This is a genomic window from Demequina zhanjiangensis (assembly GCF_030418315.1).
Taxonomy (GTDB): Bacteria; Actinomycetota; Actinomycetes; order Actinomycetales; family Demequinaceae; genus Demequina; species Demequina zhanjiangensis.
Genome location: NZ_JAUHPV010000004.1, coordinates 128607 through 149624 on the forward strand (window position 1 = coordinate 128607; position 21018 = coordinate 149624).

15 protein-coding genes and 1 other RNA gene are annotated in these 21018 nt (G+C 69.7%); 8 read left to right on the forward strand and 8 right to left on the reverse strand.

Going from position 1 to position 21018, the window contains the following annotated elements; genetic code table 11:
* Positions 1-3: 3 nt before the first annotated feature.
* The 3 genes from QQX04_RS07855 to QQX04_RS07865 all read right to left on the reverse strand — a co-directional run bounded on the left by QQX04_RS07855 (position 4) and on the right by QQX04_RS07865 (position 4260).
* A complete protein-coding gene (locus tag QQX04_RS07855) occupies positions 4-705 on the reverse strand; it encodes a TetR/AcrR family transcriptional regulator (protein WP_301127917.1) in 702 nt (233 codons plus the stop codon).
* 118 nt (positions 706-823) lie between these two features.
* Positions 824-1516 carry a hypothetical protein gene (locus tag QQX04_RS07860; RefSeq protein ID WP_301127919.1) on the reverse strand — a complete coding sequence of 231 codons (693 nt, stop codon included), beginning with the start codon at positions 1514-1516 and terminating at the stop codon, positions 824-826.
* 104 nt (positions 1517-1620) lie between these two features.
* Positions 1621-4260 (reverse strand): MMPL family transporter, encoded by a 2640-nt coding sequence (locus tag QQX04_RS07865; RefSeq protein WP_301127921.1) that lies wholly within the window; start codon positions 4258-4260, stop codon positions 1621-1623.
* Positions 4261-4396: 136 nt separating this feature from the next.
* On the opposite strand from QQX04_RS07865, the gene QQX04_RS07870 reads away from it, so the two are divergent.
* The 3 genes from QQX04_RS07870 to ssrA all read left to right on the forward strand — a co-directional run bounded on the left by QQX04_RS07870 (position 4397) and on the right by ssrA (position 6305).
* Entirely contained in the window at positions 4397-4981 is a 585-nt protein-coding gene (locus tag QQX04_RS07870) for a TetR/AcrR family transcriptional regulator (RefSeq protein WP_301127923.1), read from the forward strand.
* A 73-nt stretch (positions 4982-5054) separates the two neighbouring features.
* Positions 5055-5822: a nucleoside phosphorylase gene (locus QQX04_RS07875; RefSeq protein ID WP_301127925.1), complete on the forward strand. Its 768-nt coding sequence runs from the start codon at positions 5055-5057 to the stop codon at positions 5820-5822.
* 117 nt (positions 5823-5939) lie between these two features.
* Positions 5940-6305: a transfer-messenger RNA gene (ssrA, locus tag QQX04_RS07880) on the forward strand.
* Positions 6306-6375: 70 nt separating this feature from the next.
* On the opposite strand, the gene QQX04_RS07885 is transcribed toward ssrA, so the two are convergent.
* Entirely contained in the window at positions 6376-7473 is a 1098-nt protein-coding gene (locus tag QQX04_RS07885; RefSeq protein ID WP_301127927.1) for a magnesium and cobalt transport protein CorA, read from the reverse strand.
* Positions 7474-7601: 128 nt separating this feature from the next.
* Positions 7602-11636, reverse strand: coding sequence for a S8 family serine peptidase (locus QQX04_RS07890; RefSeq protein WP_301127929.1), 4035 nt, complete (start codon positions 11634-11636; stop codon positions 7602-7604).
* A 155-nt stretch (positions 11637-11791) separates the two neighbouring features.
* Here QQX04_RS07890 and QQX04_RS07895 point away from each other — a divergent pair, with 155 nt between their 5' ends.
* Positions 11792-12760 (forward strand): helix-turn-helix transcriptional regulator, encoded by a 969-nt coding sequence (locus QQX04_RS07895; RefSeq protein WP_301127930.1) that lies wholly within the window; start codon positions 11792-11794, stop codon positions 12758-12760.
* A gap of 89 nt (positions 12761-12849) precedes the next feature.
* The gene (locus tag QQX04_RS07900) at positions 12850-13701 is read left to right on the forward strand and encodes a formate/nitrite transporter family protein (protein ID WP_301127932.1); all 852 of its coding nucleotides are present in this window, start codon (positions 12850-12852) and stop codon (positions 13699-13701) included.
* A 14-nt stretch (positions 13702-13715) separates the two neighbouring features.
* Here the strand turns inward: QQX04_RS07900 and QQX04_RS07905 are convergent, their stop codons facing one another.
* Positions 13716-14963 carry an aminotransferase class III-fold pyridoxal phosphate-dependent enzyme gene (locus QQX04_RS07905; protein WP_301127934.1) on the reverse strand — a complete coding sequence of 416 codons (1248 nt, stop codon included), beginning with the start codon at positions 14961-14963 and terminating at the stop codon, positions 13716-13718.
* 274 nt (positions 14964-15237) lie between these two features.
* On the opposite strand from QQX04_RS07905, the gene QQX04_RS07910 reads away from it, so the two are divergent.
* The 3 genes from QQX04_RS07910 (at position 15238) to QQX04_RS07920 (ending at position 17909) form a co-directional block, all read left to right on the forward strand.
* Positions 15238-16230, forward strand: a complete 993-nt coding sequence (locus QQX04_RS07910) for a methionine ABC transporter ATP-binding protein (protein ID WP_301127936.1) — start codon at positions 15238-15240, stop codon at positions 16228-16230.
* Complete coding sequence (locus QQX04_RS07915) at positions 16227-16979, forward strand: methionine ABC transporter permease (RefSeq protein WP_301127937.1); 753 nt, start codon at positions 16227-16229, stop codon at positions 16977-16979. Before QQX04_RS07910 ends, QQX04_RS07915 begins: the two co-directional genes overlap by 4 nt.
* Positions 16980-17072: 93 nt before the next feature.
* Positions 17073-17909 carry a MetQ/NlpA family ABC transporter substrate-binding protein gene (locus tag QQX04_RS07920; protein ID WP_301127938.1) on the forward strand — a complete coding sequence of 279 codons (837 nt, stop codon included), beginning with the start codon at positions 17073-17075 and terminating at the stop codon, positions 17907-17909.
* A gap of 130 nt (positions 17910-18039) precedes the next feature.
* Here the strand turns inward: QQX04_RS07920 and QQX04_RS07925 are convergent, their stop codons facing one another.
* Both QQX04_RS07925 and QQX04_RS07930 read right to left on the reverse strand, forming a co-directional pair.
* Entirely contained in the window at positions 18040-19104 is a 1065-nt protein-coding gene (locus tag QQX04_RS07925; protein WP_301127940.1) for a fatty acid desaturase family protein, read from the reverse strand.
* Positions 19105-19274: 170 nt separating this feature from the next.
* Positions 19275-20996 carry an EAL domain-containing protein gene (locus QQX04_RS07930; protein WP_301127942.1) on the reverse strand — a complete coding sequence of 574 codons (1722 nt, stop codon included), beginning with the start codon at positions 20994-20996 and terminating at the stop codon, positions 19275-19277.
* Positions 20997-21018 lie beyond the last annotated feature (22 nt).

A 21018-nucleotide genomic window follows, 5' to 3' on the forward strand; every position in this document is an offset into this window, starting at 1 on the left:
CGGCTAGTGGCCGGCCCATCCGTCGTCACCCGGCGCGTCGTCGGGTGAGGCGGGTGTCGCCGTCCGAGGCGCGGGACGCGCGGGTGTGCTCAGCTCGAGCGCTTGCCGCAGGGTCAGCTCCAGGACCCACAGCACGTCGAGCCTGCCCGGGTTCAGATCGCCGTAGACGAGGAGCCCTTCCCAGGTGGCGATCACCGTCGAGGCCCTCTCCTCGGGCGTGAGCGGGTCCGCGGTGCTTCCGAGCGCCTCGCGCTGCGACTGGATGCTCTTGGCGATGATCCCGTGGAAGATCGATTGCCTTTGACGAAGGATGTCCTGCGCGGGATGTCGCAGCGCGCTCGCCTCGGCCTTGAGGAGCGCCGTGAGCCGCACGTAGCCGGGTGTCGTCGCGTGGCGGCGCGCCGTGCCCATCAGCGCGCCGACGAGCTCCTCGGCAGACATGGTGTCGAACACCGCGATCCTGTCAGTGAGGGCGCCGTAGCCTCCTGGTGCCCCGCGAGTGTCGTGCCATTCGAGCAGGGCGAGCAGGACGGACATGCGGTCGCCGAAGTGCTGTCTCAGCAGCGCAGGGTCGACCTGGGTCTCGTGCGCGATCGCCTCCAGCGTCTCGCCGTAGGCGCCGGTGCCCGACAGGGCGCGTGCGAGGTGGTCGACGAGCGCCGCGCGGTCTGTCGCCTCGTCGTGTGATGCGGGACGCTCTGTCATCGGATCCTCCTGCGGCAATCGTGGCACAGCGCACGAGCAGGCGGCACGACCAGCGCCGCGGCCACGGCGCGCGCGGTCGATCTCCCGCCCTGTGCGGATCGAAGCGGGGCCGGGTCCCTCAGGGGGAGTCGGAGTGGACTGCCGGCCGTGCGGTGTGAGGTCCTTCCGCGACTGGCAGCTCCAGCGCGGAGCGGAGCGTCAGCTCGAGGACCTGCGGGACTTCGAAGTGGTCAGGGTTGAGGGCCTGGTACGCCTGCAGGCCCTCCCAGGTGGCGATGGCCGCGGCTGCGCGCTGTTCCGGTGTCAGGGGGTCGTCGGCCCGTCCCACCCTTTCGCGCTGGGCGGCGATCGCGTGCGCGAGGATTCCCCGCAACAGCTCGTGCCGCTGCTTCAGCATGTCGCGGGCGGGATGGCGCGGGGCGCAGGACTCTGCTGTGAGGATCGAGATCAGGTGGACGTAGCCGGGAAGCTCCGTGTTGCGCCGTGCGGTCTCCACGAACTCGGTCACCAGGTCCTCGACGGGCATGTCTTCGAACATGGAGATCTTCGGCGGCAGGTCTTCGTAGCCCTCGGGGACGCCACGCATGTCGTGCCATTCGAGGAGCGCGACGAGCAGCGTCGCCCTGTCTCCGAAGTGGCGCACGAGCAGAGCGAGGTCGACGTGCGCATCGCGCTCGATCGCCTCAAGGGTGTCGCCGTAGCCGCCCGTGGCGGCGAACGTGCGCGCCAGGTGCTCCACGAGCTCGGCGCGCGAGGCGCCGTCCTGCCCCGGGGTGCGCGCATCCTCGCGCGTCCGTGAGGTCTCGGCCATCGGCACCCCCTCTCACGCGTATCGTGGCACAGTTTGCGCTCGTAGACAGGAAGAAGGGCCGCGATCCCGGGTGGGGATCGCGGCCCTTCTTGGTCAGGAGTCGGTCAGGCCGACGGCTTTCCGGAGGCCTCTGCAGGCTCCGCCGTGGTGTGCTCCTCGTCGTCGTACTGGTGCGGCACGGGGTGGCTGCGCTCGAGTGCAGCGCCTTCCACGTCGACGTTCGGGAGGATCCGGTCGAGCCACGCGGGCAGCCACCAGGCCTTCTCGCCGGCCAGGTGCATGAGTGCCGGGACGATCAGCATGCGCACCACGAACGCGTCTGCGAGGACGCCCACGGCGAGGCCGAAGCCCATCGGGCGGATCATCGCGATGTGGCTGAAGATGAAGCCTCCGAAGACGGACATCATGATGATCGCCGCGGCGGTGACGACCGCGCGACCGTGGCGTCGGCCCGCGACCACAGCGCGTCGGGCGTCCAGGCCGTGCACATACGACTCGCGCATGCCGGAGGCGAGGAACAGCTGGTAGTCCATCGCCAGGCCGAACAGGATGCCCGTGAGGATGATCGGCAGGAAGTTCAGCACGGGGCCCGGGTCGTGGACGCCGAAGATGCTGCTGAGCCAACCCCACTGGTAGACGGCCGTGACCGCGCCGAACGCGGCGAACAGCGAGAGCACGAAGCCGAGAGTCGCCATGAGCGGCACCAGGATTGAGCGGAACACGACGATCAGGATGACGAGCGAGAGACCGACGACCACGACCAGGTAGATCGGCAGCGCGTCGGCGAGCTTCTCGGAGATGTCGATGTTGCCGCTGGCCTCGCCCGCGACCCCCAGGACCGTGCCGTCGTCGAGCGGCGACAGGGCTCGAAGCTCGTGGACCAGGTCCTCGGTGGACTGGCTGGACGGCCCCTCGGCGGGGATCACCTGGAACGCGAGGAAGGAGTTGTCCGCGGAGGTGCCCGCGGGGCTGACCGCGACGACGTCCTCGTTCTCCATCAGCGTGTCGGTGATCTCCACCTGCGTGGCCAGAAGCTCGTCGTCAGAGACGGCGTCCGGAAGGTCCGCAGTCACGAGCAGGGTGCCGTTGAGCCCCTCGCCGAACTTCTCGTCCGTGATCTTGTACGCCTGGTACTGCGTGGAGTCGGTGGGCTCCTGCGTGCCGTCGGGCAGGCCGAGACGCATCGACAGCGCCGGGATGGCGATGACGAGCAGGATCGCGGCGGCGCCCACGGCGCCGAGGATCGCGCGGCCCGTCCGCATCGGCTCGACGGGCTTCTCGTGGTGCTCGGGCGCACCGATCGTGGCACGCGCCTTCTTGCTCAGCGCGCGCGGGCCGAGCAGGCCGAGGAGCGCGGGCGTGAGCGACACGGCGACAGCGACGGCGATCGCCACGGAGAACGCGCCGACGGAGCCCATGATCCCGAGGAACGGGATGCCGGTGATGTTGAGCGCGAGCAGCGCGATCAGCACGGTGGTGCCCGCGAAGACGACGGCGTTGCCGGAGGTGCCGTTGGCGAGCCCCACGGACTCGTGGACCTCCATGCCGCGCCTCAGCTGGGTGCGGTGACGGTTGACGATGAAGAGCGAGTAGTCGATGCCGACCGCGAGGCCGAGCATCACGCCCAGGATCGGGGTGACGGAGGACATCTCCACCACGTCGGAGAAGGCGAGCGCGGTGAGCACGCCGACGCCCACGCCGACCACCGAGGTGACGATCGGCAGCAGCGCCGGGAGCAGGGTGCGCATCATGACGATGAGGACCACGAGCGCGAGCAGGACGCCCACGACCTCGCCGACGCCCATGATGCCCTCGACGGAGGTGGCGATGTCGGCGGAGAAGTAGACGTTCAGGTCGTCCGGCGTCGCGGCGGTGATGTCGTCCATCACCGCGGTCTTGTCCTCCTGCGCGAGCGTGAAGGCCGACTCGCCGAACTGGACGATGCCGAGCGCGGTGGTGCCGTCCTGCGAGACGGTGCGGATCTCCGCGGCCGCGTCAGCGAGACGCTGACCGAGCTCGAGCTGCTCGGACTGGGTGGCGAGCTCCTCAGCGTTCGCGTCGATCTGCGCCTGCTGCTCCTCGATCTGCGCGAGGCCAGCGTCGATCTGCTGCTGCTGCTCGTCGATCTGCGCCTGCTGGGCGTCGAGCTGCGCCTGCTGCTCCTGGAACTGCGCCTCGGCGAAGGCGTAGGTGCCATCCTCCTGCGCGGCCTGGATCGCGGCGTCGAGCTGCTCCTGACCGGCGTCCAGCTGTGCCTGGCCCTCGTCGAGCTGCGCCTGGCCGGCCTCGAGCTCGGCGCGCGCGGCGTCGAGCTGCTCCTGACCGGCATCCAGCTGCGCGCGGCCCTCCTCGATCTGTGCGGCGCCGTCGGACAGCTGCTGGAGCTGCCCCTCAAGCTCCGCCTGCGTGGCGAAGGGGTCGATCACGGCCTCGACGGAGTCGGTGGCCATCGCCGCGTTGAGCGCGTCGGAGATCTCCGTCTGCTGGGCCTCCGTGATCTCGGCGCCGTCGGCCGACTGGAAGACGACGCGGGCGCTGAGCCCGTCGAGGCCGTCGATCTCCTCGCGGAGCTGGTCGGTGACCCGCTCCGTCTCGGTGCCCGGGATGGAGAACGAGTCGGTCAGCGAGCCGCCGAAGCCGAGGAAGGCGCCTCCTGCGATGAGCAGGGTGGCGACCCATGCGGCGATCACCACGAGGGGGTGCCTCGAGGACGAGTGCCCGAGGCGATAGAGGAAGTTGGCCACGTCAAAGCCTTTCGAAGATGTCGAGGGGGACGGATGGCGACGATGCCTGAGCCCACTCTAACCCGGCGGGAGAGAGATAACCAACAAACGTTGGATATGTCTCGCATGGTGCGGAGGAACCTGGCACGATAGGCCCATGGATGCCCGGGTAGCCCGCACTCGCGCACGCCTCCAGGAGGCGCTGCTCGAGCTCGCGCGCGAGCGGCCCGCGTCCGAGGTGTCGATCTCCGACATCGCCGACCGTGCAGGCGTGAACCGCAGCACGTTCTACCAGCACTACGCGGACAGGGACACGCTTCTCGCCGACGCGCTCGACGCTGAGATCGCCAAGGCCGGCGCCCAGCTCAATCACTCAGAGCTCGACCCCGACGTCCCGCCCGCGGTCCTCGTCGACTTCCTGTCGCACATCTCGCTCAACGTCGACATCTACCGCCAGGCGCTCACGGGCGCGGCCAGCGGCGCGGTGATCGTGCGCATGCGGGCGCGCGTGAGCGAGATGATCCGCGAGAGCGCCCCCGCGGTCGGCTTCGAGGTGGACCGGCTCCCCGTCGATGTCATGTCGGCCGGTGTGGCGGGCTCCGTCCTGGGCGTCATCACCGCGTGGCTCGAGCGCGAGCCGCTCGAGCCGCCAGCCGTGGCCGCGGAGTGGGCGTGGGCCGCACTGTTCGGCCCCGGCCGGACCCTGGAGCAGCGTCACGTCGCGGAAACACCCGAGTCGTAGCATCGGTCGCACGCAGGCCCTCCGCTAGAGGCGGGCCCCGCCTCTCGGGTCCTGCGCCGGAAGGTCCCCGACCATGACCGACATCGTCGACAAGTCCGCCGTCGGACTCGATGCCCGCCAGTACCACATCGACATCGCGCCGGGGGAGGTGGGGACGGTCGCGCTGCTGCCCGGCGATCCGTTCCGAGTCCCCTTCGTCGCGGAGTTCCTCACCGACGTGAAGGACGTCGCGCACAAGCGCGAGCACCGCACCATGACCGGCTACTACAAGGGCCGGCTCATCACCGCGACCTCCACGGGGATGGGATGCCCGTCCACCGCGATCGCGGTCGAGGAGCTCGCCCGGGTGGGCGTCACCTCGTTCATCCGCGTGGGATCCTCAGCGGCGCTGCAGGAGGGCGTGGAGCCGGGCGACCTGCTCGTCTCCGAGGGGTCGCTGCGCAACGACGGCACCACCGCCGCCTATGTGCACCCGGGGTATCCCGCGATCCCCGACCTTGCCATCGCGCAGTCCCTCAAGGACACGGCCGCAGCCGTGATGGCCGACAGTGAGCGTTCCGTCTTCTCAGGGCTGAACGCGACCGACGACGCCTTCTACGCGGAAGGGCCCGAATGGATCTCCGAGCTCAACCGCATGGGGATCCTCAACGTGGAGATGGAGAGCTCCGCGATGTACGTCGTCGCACGGCTTCGAGGCCTCCGCGCCGGGATGATCTGCGCCTGCTCGTCCAACCTCGTCACCGGGGACAGCCTCTACGGAGACAAGAACTCGCGGCTCAAGGAAGGCTGGATGGCCTCGATCGAGGCGGCGCTCGAGACCGCGGTCGCACTCGAGCTGTAGCCCGCCACCACGGCCGACGGGTGGGTGGGCGTCCACGTCACCCCGCCCGTCGGCCCTGGGCGAACGGCCCTACCGAGCTGTCGGTGCGAACCCGTACACTGGAGGCACAACTCCACAGGGGATGATCGGTTTCGACGTGTGTGTACTTCCTAGGGGAAGCGGGCCGAGAATGCAGAGTTATCTCGTTAACGCCCTCTGCAAAACATAGGTGCCGATTCCAAGCGCACCGACTTCGCCCTCGCTGCCTAAGCGAGCCTCGAAGTCCGTCAGCCCAGGCTAGATCCCGACCTGGACCCTGGCGTCATCTAGGGAACTGGCTGCACCTCCTCGTCGTCGGGGGGTGCGGGACTCTTAGACGACTGGGCCTATCTCACTTGCTCGCCTGATGCGGGTGAGGGGCCGAGAAACAGATCTCAGGCTGCGCCCGGAGAAGACCTGGGTTTGCACATGCGGACGCGGGTTCGATTCCCGCCATCTCCACTCATCCCTGTTGTTGCAGGCAGAAGGCCGCCGCCCCGTCCGGGGTGGCGGCCTTCGCCATGCTCGCGCCGCGTCACATCCAGCGGTTGCGCTTGAACACCAGCCACAGCACGCACGCGAACGCCACCATGCCACCCAGCGCCAGGGGATAGCCCCACGCCCATCCCAGCTCGGGCATCGTGCGGAAGTTCATCCCGTAGATCGCGGCGATCAGCGTCGGTGCGAAGAGGATCGCAGCCCAGCCCGAGATCTTCTTCATGTCCTCGTTCTGGCGCTGCGCCACGAGAGTCGCGTTGACGTCCAGGATCTGCGCGAAGCTCTCCCTCAGCTCCACGACACGGGTCGCCGCGTGCGAGTGATGGTCGGAGACGTCCTGGAGGTAGGTCTGGAGATCGTGCGACAGTCCGTGCCTGTCGATTCCCCTGCGGAGCGCCTCAAGCACCGCGCCGAGCCCTGTCACCGCATGCTGAAGGTCGATCACCTCCTGGCCCAGCCGGTAGATGCGTTCCGTCGCCGCTGCGTCTCCAGCGAAGACCTGGCGCTCGACCTGCTCCTTGTCGATCTCCAGACCCTCCAGCACCGGGGCGTAGGCGTCGACGATGATGTCCAGCAGCCAATAGGCGACTGCCTCGGGGCCCATGCGCAGCAGGTGCTCCGACTCGAACAGGGCGGCGCCGTAGCGGGGGTTGCCGATCGCCGCGGCGGCGATCCCTTCAGCGTCGGTGCCGTCCACCCACTGGTCGTCCTGGCAGAGGATCGCCACGGCCCCGGGTCGCACCAGGATGTGGAACTCCGCGAGCTCGACGCGCTCGGCCGCGTCGAGGTATCGCGCGGCACGCGCGACAAGGAAGAACACGTCCCCATAGCGTTCCGCCTTGGGTCTCTGCTTGCCCAGCAGGAGGTCTTCCCGCAACACGGGATGGAGATCCCACGCGTCCGCGAGCGACTCGACCTGCGCGGTGGTCGGCGCGGGGTAGAGGGACATGGCGAGCCGCGAGGGGGAGCCGGCGGCATAGGTGAGCGCGTCCGCGGGAGAGCCGTCGTCGAGGGTGTCCACGACGCGGCCGTCCTCGACGTATCGCACCAGGTAGCCGGTCCCCGGGGCGGGGGGCGAGCCTGCGCCGGAGCCCTGCCTGCTGCGCCGGCCGATGCTCCTTCTGTGCTCTCCCATGACAAGTCCTCTCCTCGGCGTGTGAATCTCCCGACACGGTAGAGCCACACCTTCGCACGGCGAAGCGTCGTCGGACAGCCCGAAGGGGGCCGGGGCGTGCGCTCCGACCCCCTTCGTCAGGTGAGGCGTCAGCCGGCGAAGGTCGCCAGCACCTCGTCCAGGGTCACGCCGCGGTGCTTGTCCTTCGGAGTGGGCACCGTGTCGGCCGTCGGGTTGCGCACGAGCCAGTTGAGCTCGACGAACGCGAGGTCGGCGGAGTCCACCACACCGTCGTAGTTGATGTCGGCGGCACGATCGCTCGTGCTCGCTGCATCGCGGATCGCGATCGCATCCAGGATGTCGACCACGTCGTCGCCGTTCACGTCGCCCGCCGCGAGCGAGGCGCCGAACGACACCGTGGTGCCGGCGAGGCCCCCGTCGGCCGTCTCGGTGGACAGCGGCAGCGCCAGGTGCGCGGTCAGGTGACCGGGCAGGCTGATCTCCGCATTCCAGTCCTCCGCCGTGAGCGGCACCCGAGCGGTCAGTGAGCCGTCGGAGCCGATCTCCATGGCGACGGTCTGGCCGTCCACGCTGGTGAGCGTCGCCGAGGCGCCGACCGCCGAGTGGTCGAGCTCAGCGTCCGGTGCCCCGGCCTCCGTGAGCAGGCCCTGAGCGTAGAAGCCGCCCGCCGCGATGCCGCGGGTCGCCATCAGCTGGACCTGGTCGTAGGCGCGCTGCATCGAGACGCCACGGCCGTCGAGGTTCTTCACGTACGTGCTGACCGACAGGAAGCCGGTCGTCTCGGCGGCCGCGGTGTCCGGAACCGCGAACTCGATGTCGATGAGCGGCAGGTCGTCGCCTGTGTACTCCTTCTCGCCGTCGAAGACGACGGGCACCGACAGCAGCCACGCGTTGGCCGAGGTCTGCCTCGTGGTCATCTCGCCATCGATGCGGCCGTACTCGGCGAACGCCTCCTGCGCGACCGCCGCGAGGGGCGTGGTGTCGCGCGGGTTGTAGTACGCCGTGAGCGTCATGGAGCCGAACCGGTCCGCGCCGTTCGTGGTGAACGACATGGTCACGGTGTCGCCCTCGCGTGCCTCGGTCGCGCTCGCGCGGCCGACGACGTACGCCTGGGTCTCCTTGAACCACATCGACTGCACCAGCCCGCCGATGTTCCCTGCCGCGTCCATGCCGAGGAAGCGGTGCGACTGCACCGGGCTCCAGTACAGAGGCACGTCCGCAGCGAAGGCGCCGGTCTCGTCGGCGTGGGTCGAACCTGTCGGCAGAGTCATGGTGGAGAAGAACTGGACCGTGTTGTCCGACTGGTCGACGTCGATGCCGGCGGCCCGGATCGCCTCGACCTCACCGTCCACCAGCGAGCCGTTCAGCGCGAACGAGGACTGGCCGTTGGCGAACTCGTAGATCCCGTCGTCCTCGAGGTTCGTGGTGAACTCGGGGGCGGTGTTGTCCACGTAGAAGTCGGCCGTGCTCTCGAAGCGGTGGCCGGCGTCGTCGGTGCCGATCACGCGCAGCGAATGCAGGCCGGGCTCGACCGTCACCTCCTTGTGGCTGATCGGGAAGTCCTTGTCCCCGGTCAGCGGAAGGTAGCCGCCGTACCAGGCGAACGGACCGTAGAGCAGGCCATCGCGCATGAGCGTCGCGTCGAGCGCTCCGAGGTAGCCGACGTCCTCGCCCGTGGCGGAGTCCACCAGGAACAGGTCCACGACCCGGGTGGGCGTGGCGACACCGAAGGCGAGCTTCAGCGCCGGGTCCCAGACGTCCTCGGTGGAGGTGGACATCACGGGCTTCAGCATCTGGAAGCCCACGATCTCAGGGGTGTCGATGTCGAAACCGAACGGGAGGCGCAGGTCCTCCTCACCCTTCTGGCCGACGGTGACGAAGCCGCCGTAGGTGCCCTCCTCGGCCCCTGCGGGGACCTCAAGGGTCACCTGCACCGGGCGGGTGGCGCCGGCCGGGACCGTCACCTTCGAGGGCGTCGAGATCGACACGCCGGATCCGGCGATGTCGACGGTGCCCGCGCCGTTCTCGGTGTCGACGGCAAGCGTGTAGGTCACCGAGGACGAGCCGCGGTTCGTGAGCTCGATCGTCGCCTTCGTCTTGGTCGGCTCGGACTGCGGAAGCATGCCGAACACCAGGGCGCCAGAGACGTCGTCCGTCGTGTGAGCGTTGCCCTGCGCGTCCTCACGCCACAGGTCCGCGATCACCTGCGCGTCGGCGGTGCCGTGCACGGCCTGGCGCGGATCCACCTGGCCGGCGCCCGACTCGAACACGCCCGAGTCGTCCCGCAGGCCGTCGGCCGTGTTCATGAGTCGGGTCTTGACATCCGCGGGCGCGGCCGTCGGGTCGTCCTCAAGCATCAGCGCCGCGAGGCCCGCCACGAACGGCGTGGCCATCGAGGTGCCGGACATGCGGGCGTACGACTCCGCGTAGTCGAGCTCGACCCCGGGCTCGATGTGCCACGTGGGCACGCTCGACATGACCGAGACTCCGGGTGCGGTGATCTCGGGCTTGATGTCGGTGGTGCCGTTCACCGGACCGCGGGAGCTGAAGCTCGCAAGGGTGTCGCCCTCGGTCGTCTCGCTTCCGAGCTCGCCGAAGGAGACCTCAGCGGCGCCTGCGGCAAGCTGCGCTCGCAGCGCCGCGCCGTCGGCAGCGCTCATGCTGAACGTCGGCACGAACGTCGCGTCCTCACCCAGGTAGTAGGCGATGTGGCCGTCGGGGCGGTTGTTCACCACGATCGCCGCCACCGCGCCGCGGCGCTTCGCGTAGGTGACCATGTCGTTGAAGGTGGTCGCGCCGCGCTCGATCAGCACCACAGCGCCGGTCGGGTTCTTGCCGCTGTAGCCCCTCCACGTGCCGTCGCCCACGTCGATGATCGGATAGGACGCGAGCTCAAGGGCTGCGAGGTCCGCGTCGTCCCTGGTCTGTGCGAGAAGCCGGACGTCGCCGGAGACACCGTCGACGGTCGCGTCGGTCGCGGCGAGGGTGAGCGGGCTGTCGTTCGCGCCCACCGTGATGGCGAGCGCGGAGGTGCCGGGGGAGCCGAGCGTCTGCGCGCCGTCCCCGTCGTTGCCCGCGGCGATCACGGTGGTCACTCCCGCGAGGGTGAGGTTGTCGGCGGCGACGCTGAGCACGGACTGGTGGTCGTTGTACGAGCCGCCCAGGGACATGTTGATCACGTCCATGCCGTCCTGGAGCGCATGCTCCATGCCTTCGAGGATGTCCTCGGTGCTGCCGGAGCCGTACGGGCCGAGCACGCGGTAGCCGTAGATCTCAGCCTCGGGCGCGACGCCCCACGCGGCGCGGCCGCCGAACTCGTCGTCCTGGCCCGCGATGATGCCTGCGACATGGGTGCCGTGGCTCGTGTAGTACGGCGAGCCCTGCACCTTCTCGACCTTGCCGGACGCCTTCCAGTCGGCGTAGGTGGTCTCCATCGGGTCGTCGTCGCCGTCGACGGCGTCCCAGCCGCCCGCGTAGACGTCTGCGAGCGCGGGGTGGAGGTAGTCGATTCCCGTGTCGAGCACGCCGACCTTGATGCCATCTCCGGTGATGCCCTCCGCGTGCAGCGCGGCCACCTCGTCGTACGTGACGCCGCCACCGGTCAGGCCGCCAGCCTCTTCCTCGGTCGGCAGGTCGAGCGTGATGGTCTCGTTCGGCCAGACTCCGGCCACGTCGTGCGAATCGAGCAGGACGCTGATCTCGTCGCCGGTCGCGCTCAGCGCCACAGCGTTGAGCGCCTCGTCGTAGGTCGAGGTGATCCGCTTGCCGAGGCCCTTGCCCTTGGCGAAGGTGACGAAGCGGTCCTGGGCCGCCTTCGCGGCCGCCTTCGCGTCGGCCTTGGACAGCGAGTCGCCGTTCGCCGCGGCCATCGCGATCGCGGTCGAGGCGACGGGCTGACGCAGCATGACGATGACGTCGAGCCGATCGGCGGAGCTCAGGTCCACGCCGTCGGCGACCAGCACCTCGTCCGGTGCCGTGAGGGCGAGCGTGGAGGCGAGCGCCTGCCGCTGTGCGGCGGTGGTCGAGTCGAGCACGTCGTAGGCGTCCGGGGCAGGCGCGGCGGTCGCCGCCGCGGGCAGCAGCAGCGTGCAGCCGAGGGCTGTCGCCACCGTGCCCGCCGCGAGGCGCGCGGTGCCCCTCCGGGGTGTCAGGGGATTGAGCATGTGTGCCTTCTTCTCCGCATTGTCGGTTCTTGGAACGGGTGGCATAACAGTGACATCGGATGGGCCTCTGTAGGGTGGCGGGTATACGACATGACTACTTCTCGCCTGTCGAAACGTCGTGGACGGCAGCGTGAGACGACCAGGGTGGAGGCGTGATGAGTCTTGAAGTGCTCGGCCTGGGCCACGTCGAGCATCGTGTGTACGAGCACCTGGTGCGGCGGCGAGCGCTCGCTCCCGACGCGCTCTGCAGCGAGCTCGGGATGCGGTCGTCGGTCGTCGGCCAGGCTCTCGACGCGCTCGCGGAGCGTGGCCTCGTCGCGCGCGACGCGGCGGGAGAGGAGCGCGTCATCGCCGCACCCCCCGACGTCGCGCTTGGCGCTCTGATCCTCAAGCATGAGGACCAGCTGAGACGGGCCGAGGCCGAGATGCTCCTCCTGGAGCAGGAGTACCGCGATGCAGGCTCGTCGGAAGCGCAGTTCGTCGACCTCGTCCGAGGGCCTGAGGCGGTCCGGCATCGCTTCAACCAGCTTCAGCGGAGCGCGCAGCGCGAGGTGCTCCTGTTCATCAAGGGCGACGCCGTCGCCGTCGAGCGTGACGACAACGTCGAGGAGGCGCTCGCGATCGAGCGTGGCGTCCGCTATCGGTATCTGCTGGAACGTTCCCGCCTCGAGGCTCCCGGGCTCATCGAGGCCGTGCGGTCCGCCATCTCCGAAGGTCTCGACGTGCGCGTCACGACGGAGCTTCCCACGCGCCTGCTCATCGTGGATCGTGCCGTGGCGATGGTGCCTCTCGCTGCCGCAGGCCAGGATCAGTCCACCGGCGCGCTGCTGCTCCACGCGGGCGGGCTCGTGAACCTCGCGATCGACCTCTTCGAGAGCAGGTGGCTGACCGCCTCCCGGCTCACGGCCGACCCGACAGGCAGCGTCACGGCGTCCGAGCTCGCACCCGAGGAGCGGGAGGTGCTCGCCATGCTGGACCTCGGGCTCACGGATCGCGCGATCGCGACGAGGGCCGGCGTCTCCATGCGCACCGTCCAGAGGCGCGTGAGGGATCTCATGGACCGTGCCGACGTCGAGACCAGGCTCCAGCTGGGAGTCGTCGCCGTGCGGCGGGGCTGGCTCTAGCGCGACCCACGTCATTGCTGGACATCGCGTCCCGCATTCCGGGACCTCGGTACCTCATGACTCGTGAAGTAGTCGCTTAGTGTCGCTCTGTGCTTTCGCTTGAGGAGACCGTCGAGGTCCACGCCCACGCCGCTGCCCACAAGTCCGACCTCGCGCGGACGCCCACCCGGCTCGTCGTGTCCGGCATGCTCGCCGGCATGTGGATCGGCGTCGGCGACGTCCTCATGTGGTCCGCCGCGGGACCGTTCATCGAGGCGGGCGACCCTGCCGGCAAGCTCGTCGCCGGCGCGGTGTTCGCTGCCGCGCTGACCATCGTCGTCTTCGCAGGCTCCGAGCTCGCGACGTCGGCCATGATGATCCTCCCCATCGGCGCCATCCGGAGGACGGTGACCTGGGCGCGCGCCGGAGCGCTGCTGCTCGGGGTGTTCTTCTCCAACATGCTCGGCGCGTTCCTGTTCGCCTGGGGCATCATGCAGACGGGAATCCTCAACCACGGGGCCGCCGGCGACTTCTATGCCGAGTACCTGCTGGGAAAGATCGACCACACCCCCGCGGAGCTGTTCTTCCGCGGCGTGATGTGCAACATCCTCGTGTGCGTCGCCATCTGGGCCGCCGCCCGCCTGCGCAACGAGGTGGCGAAGGCCGTCATCATCTTCTGGGGCGTGCTCGCCTTCATCGCCTCCGGCTTCGAGCACGTGGTCGCCAACATGACGACGTTCGCGCTCGGCCTGATGGGCGAGGGCGGCCTCGACGTGACGCTCGGCGACTTCGTCATCAACATGGGAGCGGTCGGCCTGGGCAACCTGGTCGGTGGCGGCATCGTGATCGGCGTGGCCTACGCCTACGTGGCGGGCAAGATCACGCGTGGCCAGGAGCCCACGGTCGTGGACCCGGATCTCGAGTGGCGCACCAACGCCAAGGAGGTCGGCGTCGAGGAGTAGTCCTCCCGGCGTCGTCAGGCGGCGGAGCCGACGATCGCCAGCGCCTCCCCGTACGCCTCCGCGGCTCGCGTGAGCTGCGCGTCCGTCACCGCGGTGGACAGGTTGATCATGCCTCGAGGCGTCGTGTAGATGCCGTGATCCATGAGGCTGAGGTGCAGCGCGGTGCGCCACGCCGGGTGCGCCCCCGGGTCGGTGATCACCAGTCCATCGACCACAGGGTGGACGTTCATGATCGAGCCCGCTCGCGTGACGTATGCCGTGCCCAAGGACGCTCGCGTGACGGCGTCGGCGAGCGCCGAGGCCGCAGCGTTGAGCGACCGGATCGCATCGGCATCCAGCAGCCTGAGCGACGCCACGCCTGCGGCAGCGGCGGCCGCGTGGCCGTTGAAGGTTCCCGAATGGTGCAGATGGCCCGTGCGTGTCGCTGCCGTGATGTCCATGAGGTCCGCGCGCCCGCCCACGGCGCCGATCGCGAGCCCGCCGCCGATGATCTTGGCCATGAGGGTGAGGTCGGGCGCGAGCCCGAGCGTCCCCTGGGCGCCGCGCGGGTCGTTGCGCAGCGACTGCACCTCGTCCAGCACGAGGAGCGCGCCGGCGGCGTGGGCGGCCTCCTGCGCCGCAGCGAGGTATCCCTCGGGTGCGGGCACGACTCCACCGGCTCCGAGGAACGGCTCGAGGAAGACAGCGGCGACCTCGGTGGACACCGCGGCGCGGAGGGCGTCGGCGTCGCCGTAGGGGATCCGGACGACGTCGGGCTCGTCGGCGTCGGCGAACGGTGGGATGCCGCCGTGATAGCCCTCGGCGGCCATCACCAGGACGCGCCGCCCGGTGGCGCGGCGCGCGATGCGGGCCGCGAGGGACGACGCCTCCGATCCGGAGTTCGTGAACCGCACCTTCTGCACCGAGGCGAGCCGTCCGATGATCGCCTCTGCCAGATCGAGCTGCGCGGGATGCACCGCCGCGAAGGCGGTGCCGGCGTCGGCGGTCGACTTGATCGCCTCCACGATCGCGGGGTGCGCGTTGCCGTGCACGAGCGAGGTGTAGTTGTTCACCAGATCGATGTACTCGTGGCCGTCGGCGTCTGTCAGCACGGCCGCGTGGCCACGGGCGATCGCTGCGGGGAACGGCGAGTAGTGCGTGATGGAACGTGTCTCGCCGCCAGGCAGTGAGAGCTGGGCACGCGTGAAGGCGGCTCGTGAGAGTGGTCTCCGCGCAGCGTAGGCGTCTTGGACGGTGGTGAGGGTGGTGTCGAGCGTGGTCACTGCGGGGCGCCTCCTGAGTCCGTCGGCTCGTGTCCCTCCGGGGTGCGGGGCCGTCGCGTCCGAACCTAGTGCTGCTGGATTTCTACGCTGTTTCGTACACAGGTGTCGAGGAAATGTCCGCGATGCGTTCGGGGCCGGAGGTGTGCGTCTGGCCACACTCGATGCCCCCGCCGGTATCACGATGTGGACAAGGTGTCTCGCGGGTCGGTACCCTCGGTGCCATCCCCGCGCTCGATGGTGTGCGCACGTCCCCCCGCGCACCCATGAGGAACCGATGATCACGCTCGAGCAGGTCTCCAAGACCTTCGCCGCCCGTTCCGGGTCCGTGCGCGCGCTCGACGATGTCAGCCTCCACGTGGAGCAGGGCGAGATCTACGGCGTCATCGGCCGTTCCGGCGCGGGCAAGTCCACGCTGATCCGCACCGTCAACATGCTCGAACGGCCCGACTCCGGCACCGTGACCGTCGACGGCCTCGAGCTGACCGGCCTTGAAGGCGCCGAGCTGCGACGCGCCCGCCAGCGCATCGGCATGATCTTCCAGCAGTTCAACCTGCTCGCGTCCCGCACCGTCCGCGGCAACGTCGAGCTCGCGCTCGAGATCGCGGGCGTGGATCGCGCCGCCCGACGCGCGCGCTCCAGCGAGATCCTCGAGCTCGTCGGCCTCGGCGACCGGGCAGGCGCCCGCGTCTTCGAGCTCTCCGGAGGCCAGAAGCAGCGCGTCGGCATCGCCCGCGCGCTCGCCGGCAACCCGAGCGTCCTGCTGTCCGACGAGGCGACCTCCGCGCTCGATCCCGAGACGACCGCGTCGATCCTGGGCCTGCTGCGCGAGCTCAACAAGGAGCTGGGCCTCACGATCCTGCTCATCACGCACGAGATGGATGTGGTGAAGACGCTGTGCGACTCTGCCGCGCTCATGCGCGACGGCCGCATCGTGGAGCAGGGGCGTCTGGACGACATCGTCGTGCGCGAGGACTCGCTCATGTCTCCGGACCTGTTCCCGCTGGGTGAGCTTCCCGAGCCCCGTGGCACCACGATCATCGAGATCACCTTCGTGGGGCTCGCCTCCGAGGAGCCCGTGATCTCCCGCCTCGCACGGACCCACGAGCTCGACGTGAGCCTGCTCGGTGCCGCGATCGAGACCATCCATGGCCGTCAGACCGGCCGCACCCGCCTGGAGATCTCCGGCTCGGCATCGCAGGTCGACGCCGCGGTCGCGGACCTCCAGGGCCAGGGCCTCGCCGTCAACAGGGTGAGGGAGGCGCGATGATCGACAGCTCCGATCCCGACTTCTGGCCCGACCTGTTCGCCACCGTGTGGCAGGCGACGGGGGAGACCCTGTACCAGGTGGGCGTCACGCTCCTGCTGACCGCGATCCTCGGCACCATCATCGGCGTGCTTCTCGTCGTCACCGACAAGGGCGGCATGCTTGAGGCGCCGTTCGGGTCGCGCGCATTCGGACGCACCGTCAACGTCGTGCTGCAGCTGGTCGTGAACCTGGGTCGGTCCATCCCCTTCCTGATCCTCATGATCGCGCTGATCCCGTTCACGCGTCTGGTGCTCGGCACCGCGTTCGGCGTCACCGCCGCGATCGTCCCGCTCACCGTCGCCGCCGTGCCGTTCTTCGCCCGCATCGTGGAGATGTCGCTGCGTGAGGTCTCGGACGGCCTGCTCGAGGCCGGCATGTCGCTCGGCGCGACGCGCTGGCACCTGGTCGCCAAGGTGCTGCTGCCCGAGGCGCTGCCCGGGCTGATCCTCGGCTTCACCACCACGGCCGTCTCGGTCGTCAACTACTCCGCGATCGTCGGCACCATCGGTGGCGGCGGCCTCGGCGACGTCGCCGTGCGTTACGGCTACCAGCGCTACTCGACCGAGTACATCGTCGTCGTCATCGTCGTGCTCGTCGCGATCGTCGCGTGTCTCCAGGGCCTCGGCGGCTGGATGTCCATGCGAATGCGCCGGGGCGGCACCCCTTCCGCGCGCTCTGCCGCCGCGGTGCCGCCCGCCCAGGCCGACTGACCCTCGCGTCAGTCCCTGGACCCGCAGCCTCCGAAGCTTCCGCCGCGCCGTGTCGCGGCCCCTTCACCTTCATCAAGAAAGCAGGAAACACCCATGCGTAAGCACCTCCTTCCCCTCACCACCCTCGCCGCGACCGCGGCTCTGACCCTCGCCGCGTGCTCGGGCTCGGCGGACTCCGACACCGACGCGTCGGGCGACTCGGTCGGCGACCTCCAGGTCCTCACCGTCGGCGCGACCGCCGTCCCCGCGGGCGAGCTCGTGCAGTACGTCATCGACTCGGGCCAGGCCGAGGCCGCCGGCCTCGAGATCGAGGTCACCGAGTTCTCGGACTACAACACGCCGAACCCGGCGCTGTCCGAGGGCGCGACCGACGTCAACCTGTTCCAGCACAAGCCGTTCCTGGACCTCTACAACGACAACGCGGGCGACGACCTGATCAGCGTCGGCGAGGTCTACCTCCCGCCGCTCGCGCTGTACTCGAAGACGGTCGACGCCCTCGAGGACCTGCCCGAGGGCGCGTCGATCGCGCTGCCGAACGACGCCTCGAACGAGTCGCGCGCGCTGCTGCTGCTGCAGGACGCGGGCCTCATCGAGGTCGCCGAGGGTGCCTCCACCGCCTCGGACATTACGAGCAACCCGAGCAGCTTCGAGTTCCTCGAGATCGACGCGGCGAGCCTGCCCGCGGCGCTCGACGACCAGGACGCGGCGATCGTGAACTTCTCCTTCGCCTCGGCCGCCGGCCTGTCCTCGGACCTCCAGCTCGTGGCCGAGGGTGAGGAGTCGCCGTACTTCAACATCCTCGCGACCCGCGCCGACCTCGCCGACGACGAGCGCGTCGCCGCCTTCTACGCCGCGCTGACCTCGGAGGAGACGCAGGCCTGGATCCTCGAGACCTACAACGGCCTCGTGGTCCCCGCCTCGGTTGCGTAACCCGCGCTGACATACGCAAGGCCCCCGTCCTCCTGGTGAGGGCGGGGGCCTTGTCGCGTCTGCAGTGAGTCTGTGGTCTCCGCTGGGCGGCGCTGAGGGGGTCGACGCGTCGAACGTGCGGCGCGCGGGCTCAGCGACCCATCGCCACGCGCTCGGGGCAGTCGAACGGATCGCGGGCGGCGAGTCCCACGCGGTTGAGGTACGCGACGACGATCGCGTACGACTCGACGAGGCTCGTCTCCGTGTACGGCATGTCGATCGACGCGCAGTGCTCGCGCACGATCTCGCGGGCTCGGGCCAGATGCGGGCGAGCCATGTTCGGGAACAGGTGGTGCTCGATCTGGTAGTTCAGGCCGCCCATGAGGATGTTCATGGCCCATCCGCCACGGATGTTGCGGCTGGTCAGCACCTGCTTGGAGAGGAAGTCGAGGCGGGCATCAGCCGGCACGAGCGCCATGCCCTTGTGGTTCGGGGCGAACGAGGCGCCCATGTAGACGCCGAAGACCGCCATCTGCACGCCCACGAACGCGAAGGCCATGCCGAGCGGCAGGAACGCGAACACGGGGATCAGGTACAGGCCGAAGTGCAGCGCGATGGACGGCAGCTCGATCCACCGCTGCTTGCGATTGCCGTGCGTGATCAGCGACGAGACCGAGCGGTAGTGGAGGTTGAGCCCCTCGAGCGTCAGCAGGGGGAAGAACAGCCAGCCCTGGCGGCGTGTCAGCCACCGCAGGGGGCCTCGGGCGCGTGCCGCGTCCTCCTCGACGAACGAGATCGTGTCCCGCTCGATGTCCGGGTCCGCGCCGCGCTTGTTCGGGTTCGCGTGGTGCCGCGTGTGCTTGGTCATCCACCACTGGTGGCTGATGCCGACGACGACGGTGCTGAGCAGGCGACCGAGGCGGTCGTTCGCAGGGCCGGTGCTGAGCACGGCGCGGTGCGACGCCTCGTGTCCGAGGAACGCGACCTGGGTGAGCACCAGGCCGAGCGCGGCTGCCATGAGCAGCTGGAACCACGAGTCACCGAGCAGGATGAAGCCCGTGATGATGCCGCCGAGCGCGAGCGTGAGGGCCGCGCCGTAGAGCGCATAGAAGAGCGGTGCGCGCCGCAGCAGGCCGGTCTCTCGGACCGTCGCTGCAAGCTCCGTGAAGGAGCGGGTGACGTGGTTGACGGGCGGGGACGGGTACGACGAGGCCACGCGGTCTCCAGAAGTCGAGGGGGGAACGTCGACTTCTCAGCCGAGGCCGAGCGCCGGGACGCTCGTGGGGTGCCTCTTCAGGCTACGCGACCGTAGGTTGGATGTCACGAAATGTGACGAGCGCCCCGCGATGAAGCGCTCGCGAGCCGCGGAAGGCGCGGCCGAAGCGGTCAGATCGCGCGGATCCGCTGGCGAGGCGTGGTGGCTGCCACGAGCCGAGCCTTGAGCAGAGGCTCCGACATGGGTCGGTAGTGGAGGAATCCCTGCTGGAGCCCGATCCCGGCATGGCGCACCGCGTCTCGCTCACGATCGGTCTCGATGCCCTCGGCGATCACGGCGACGTCCAGCTCGTCGGCGATGCGGGAGATGACTGACAGCACCTCCGCGTCGACCGCGCTGCCGCGGCCGGCGCCCCGGATGATCGTCCTGTCCACCTTGATGATGCTGAAGGGGATCGGCTCCTGCAGGAACCGGAGGGTGTCGAGCGAGATGCCCACGTCGTCGAGCGCGAGACGCACGCCCGCGGCGTCGAGGGCCCGGAGCTCTGCGCGGGCCGCCGCGAGGTCGCCGAGCCGTGACAGCTCGGAGAGCTCCAGGACGATCCGCTGGGGGGAGACTCCCGAGTCTCGAATCGTGCTGAGCAGGCCGTCGGCGAGCCCAGGCACCACGAGTGATTCGGGGGACAGGTTCACGTGCATGACGAGCCCGCGGGCGGGCTTGAAGTCGTCGGCCTCCCAGTGGCGCAGCGCCCTGCAGGCGTGGCCCAGGATCCAGCGGTCCAGGTCGAGCGTGGCTCCCAGGCGGGCGGCACGCTGCTTCACGTCGAGCGGGAAGCTCTCGTCGTCCGCGCCGCGGTGCATGCGCAGCAGCGCCTCGACCGCGGTGGGCACGCCCGTGATGGTGTCGACGATCGGCTGATAGGTCAGGTACAGCGCGTCGTTGAGGATCTTGTCGATGCCCTCGGCGGTGCGGCGGCCGAACTGGACGCGGTCGCCTCCCGCGAGCTTGGCCGAGTACATCGCGGCGTCGGCGAGGCGCAGGAGCTCGTCGGGGTCCTCGGTCGGGTTCTCGGCCGCGACGACGCCGATGCTGGCGCGGGCTCGCGCAGTCGACGGGAGCGACGGGTCGGGCTGGGAGAGCACGGCGCGGAGCCGCTCGCCGAACGCCATCGCCGCGGCCTCGACCGCGACGGTGCTCGGCAGGTTGATGCGGGTGACGATCGCGAACTCGTCACCCGCGAGGCGCGCGACCACGTCCGCGCCGGCGGCTGCCGCGAGGATCTGCCGTGCGGCCGTGCGGAGCATCGCGTCGCCGTGGTGGTGGCCCAGCGAGTCGTTGATGATCCTGAGCGAGTCGAGCGTCAAGTACGCCACGAGCACGCGCGAGTCGCTCGTCCGGAGGGCGCGAAGGGCCTCCTCGAGCGCGGACATGAGGCGCTCGCGAGAGGCGAGGCCGGTGAGGCCGTCGGTCTCGGCATGCCGGGCCGACGAGTCGGCGAGCGCACGCATGAGGCGCACGGGACGGATCACTCCGTACGCGACCCCGGCCGCGTCGATGACGGGGAGGTCACGGAAGCCGTTGCCGCCGTCCGCGCTCATCATGCGCACCGCCGCAGCTGTCAGCGACGTGCGCTCGCTCACGGTCGGGAGGTCCCACACGGCGAGGTCGCCGACGGCTTGGTGGGCCAGCGTCGACCGGTCGGGCGTTCTGGCGATGTGACCCAGGAAGGCCTCGCGGCCGACCACGCCGACCTCGCCGTCGGGCCGTTGCACGAGGATGTGATGGCGGCTGCCCCGGCTGAAGATGTGGGAGGCGATCTCCGAGCATGGGGTGTCCGTGGGTACGAGCGGGCACGGCTCGATGAGCGGCTCGATCGTCGCGTCTGGCGTCATGGCTGCATTTCCCTCCGGCGTA

Excerpts from the sequence above, each read along its gene's own strand:
- QQX04_RS07875 (WP_301127925.1), top strand. The coding sequence starts at position 5,055 with ATGACCGACATCGTCGACAAGTCCGCCGTCGGACTCGATGCCCGCCAG.
- QQX04_RS07885 (WP_301127927.1), bottom strand. The coding sequence starts at position 7,473 with ATGGGAGAGCACAGAAGGAGCATCGGCCGGCGCAGCAGGCAGGGCTCC.
- QQX04_RS07860 (WP_301127919.1), bottom strand. The coding sequence starts at position 1,516 with ATGGCCGAGACCTCACGGACGCGCGAGGATGCGCGCACCCCGGGGCAG.
- QQX04_RS07930 (WP_301127942.1), bottom strand. The coding sequence starts at position 20,996 with ATGACGCCAGACGCGACGATCGAGCCGCTCATCGAGCCGTGCCCGCTC.
- QQX04_RS07870 (WP_301127923.1), top strand. The coding sequence starts at position 4,397 with ATGGATGCCCGGGTAGCCCGCACTCGCGCACGCCTCCAGGAGGCGCTG.
- QQX04_RS07855 (WP_301127917.1), bottom strand. The coding sequence starts at position 705 with ATGACAGAGCGTCCCGCATCACACGACGAGGCGACAGACCGCGCGGCG.
- QQX04_RS07910 (WP_301127936.1), top strand. The coding sequence starts at position 15,238 with ATGATCACGCTCGAGCAGGTCTCCAAGACCTTCGCCGCCCGTTCCGGG.
- QQX04_RS07915 (WP_301127937.1), top strand. The coding sequence starts at position 16,227 with ATGATCGACAGCTCCGATCCCGACTTCTGGCCCGACCTGTTCGCCACC.
- QQX04_RS07890 (WP_301127929.1), bottom strand. The coding sequence starts at position 11,636 with ATGCTCAATCCCCTGACACCCCGGAGGGGCACCGCGCGCCTCGCGGCG.
- QQX04_RS07920 (WP_301127938.1), top strand. The coding sequence starts at position 17,073 with ATGCGTAAGCACCTCCTTCCCCTCACCACCCTCGCCGCGACCGCGGCT.
- QQX04_RS07895 (WP_301127930.1), top strand. The coding sequence starts at position 11,792 with ATGAGTCTTGAAGTGCTCGGCCTGGGCCACGTCGAGCATCGTGTGTAC.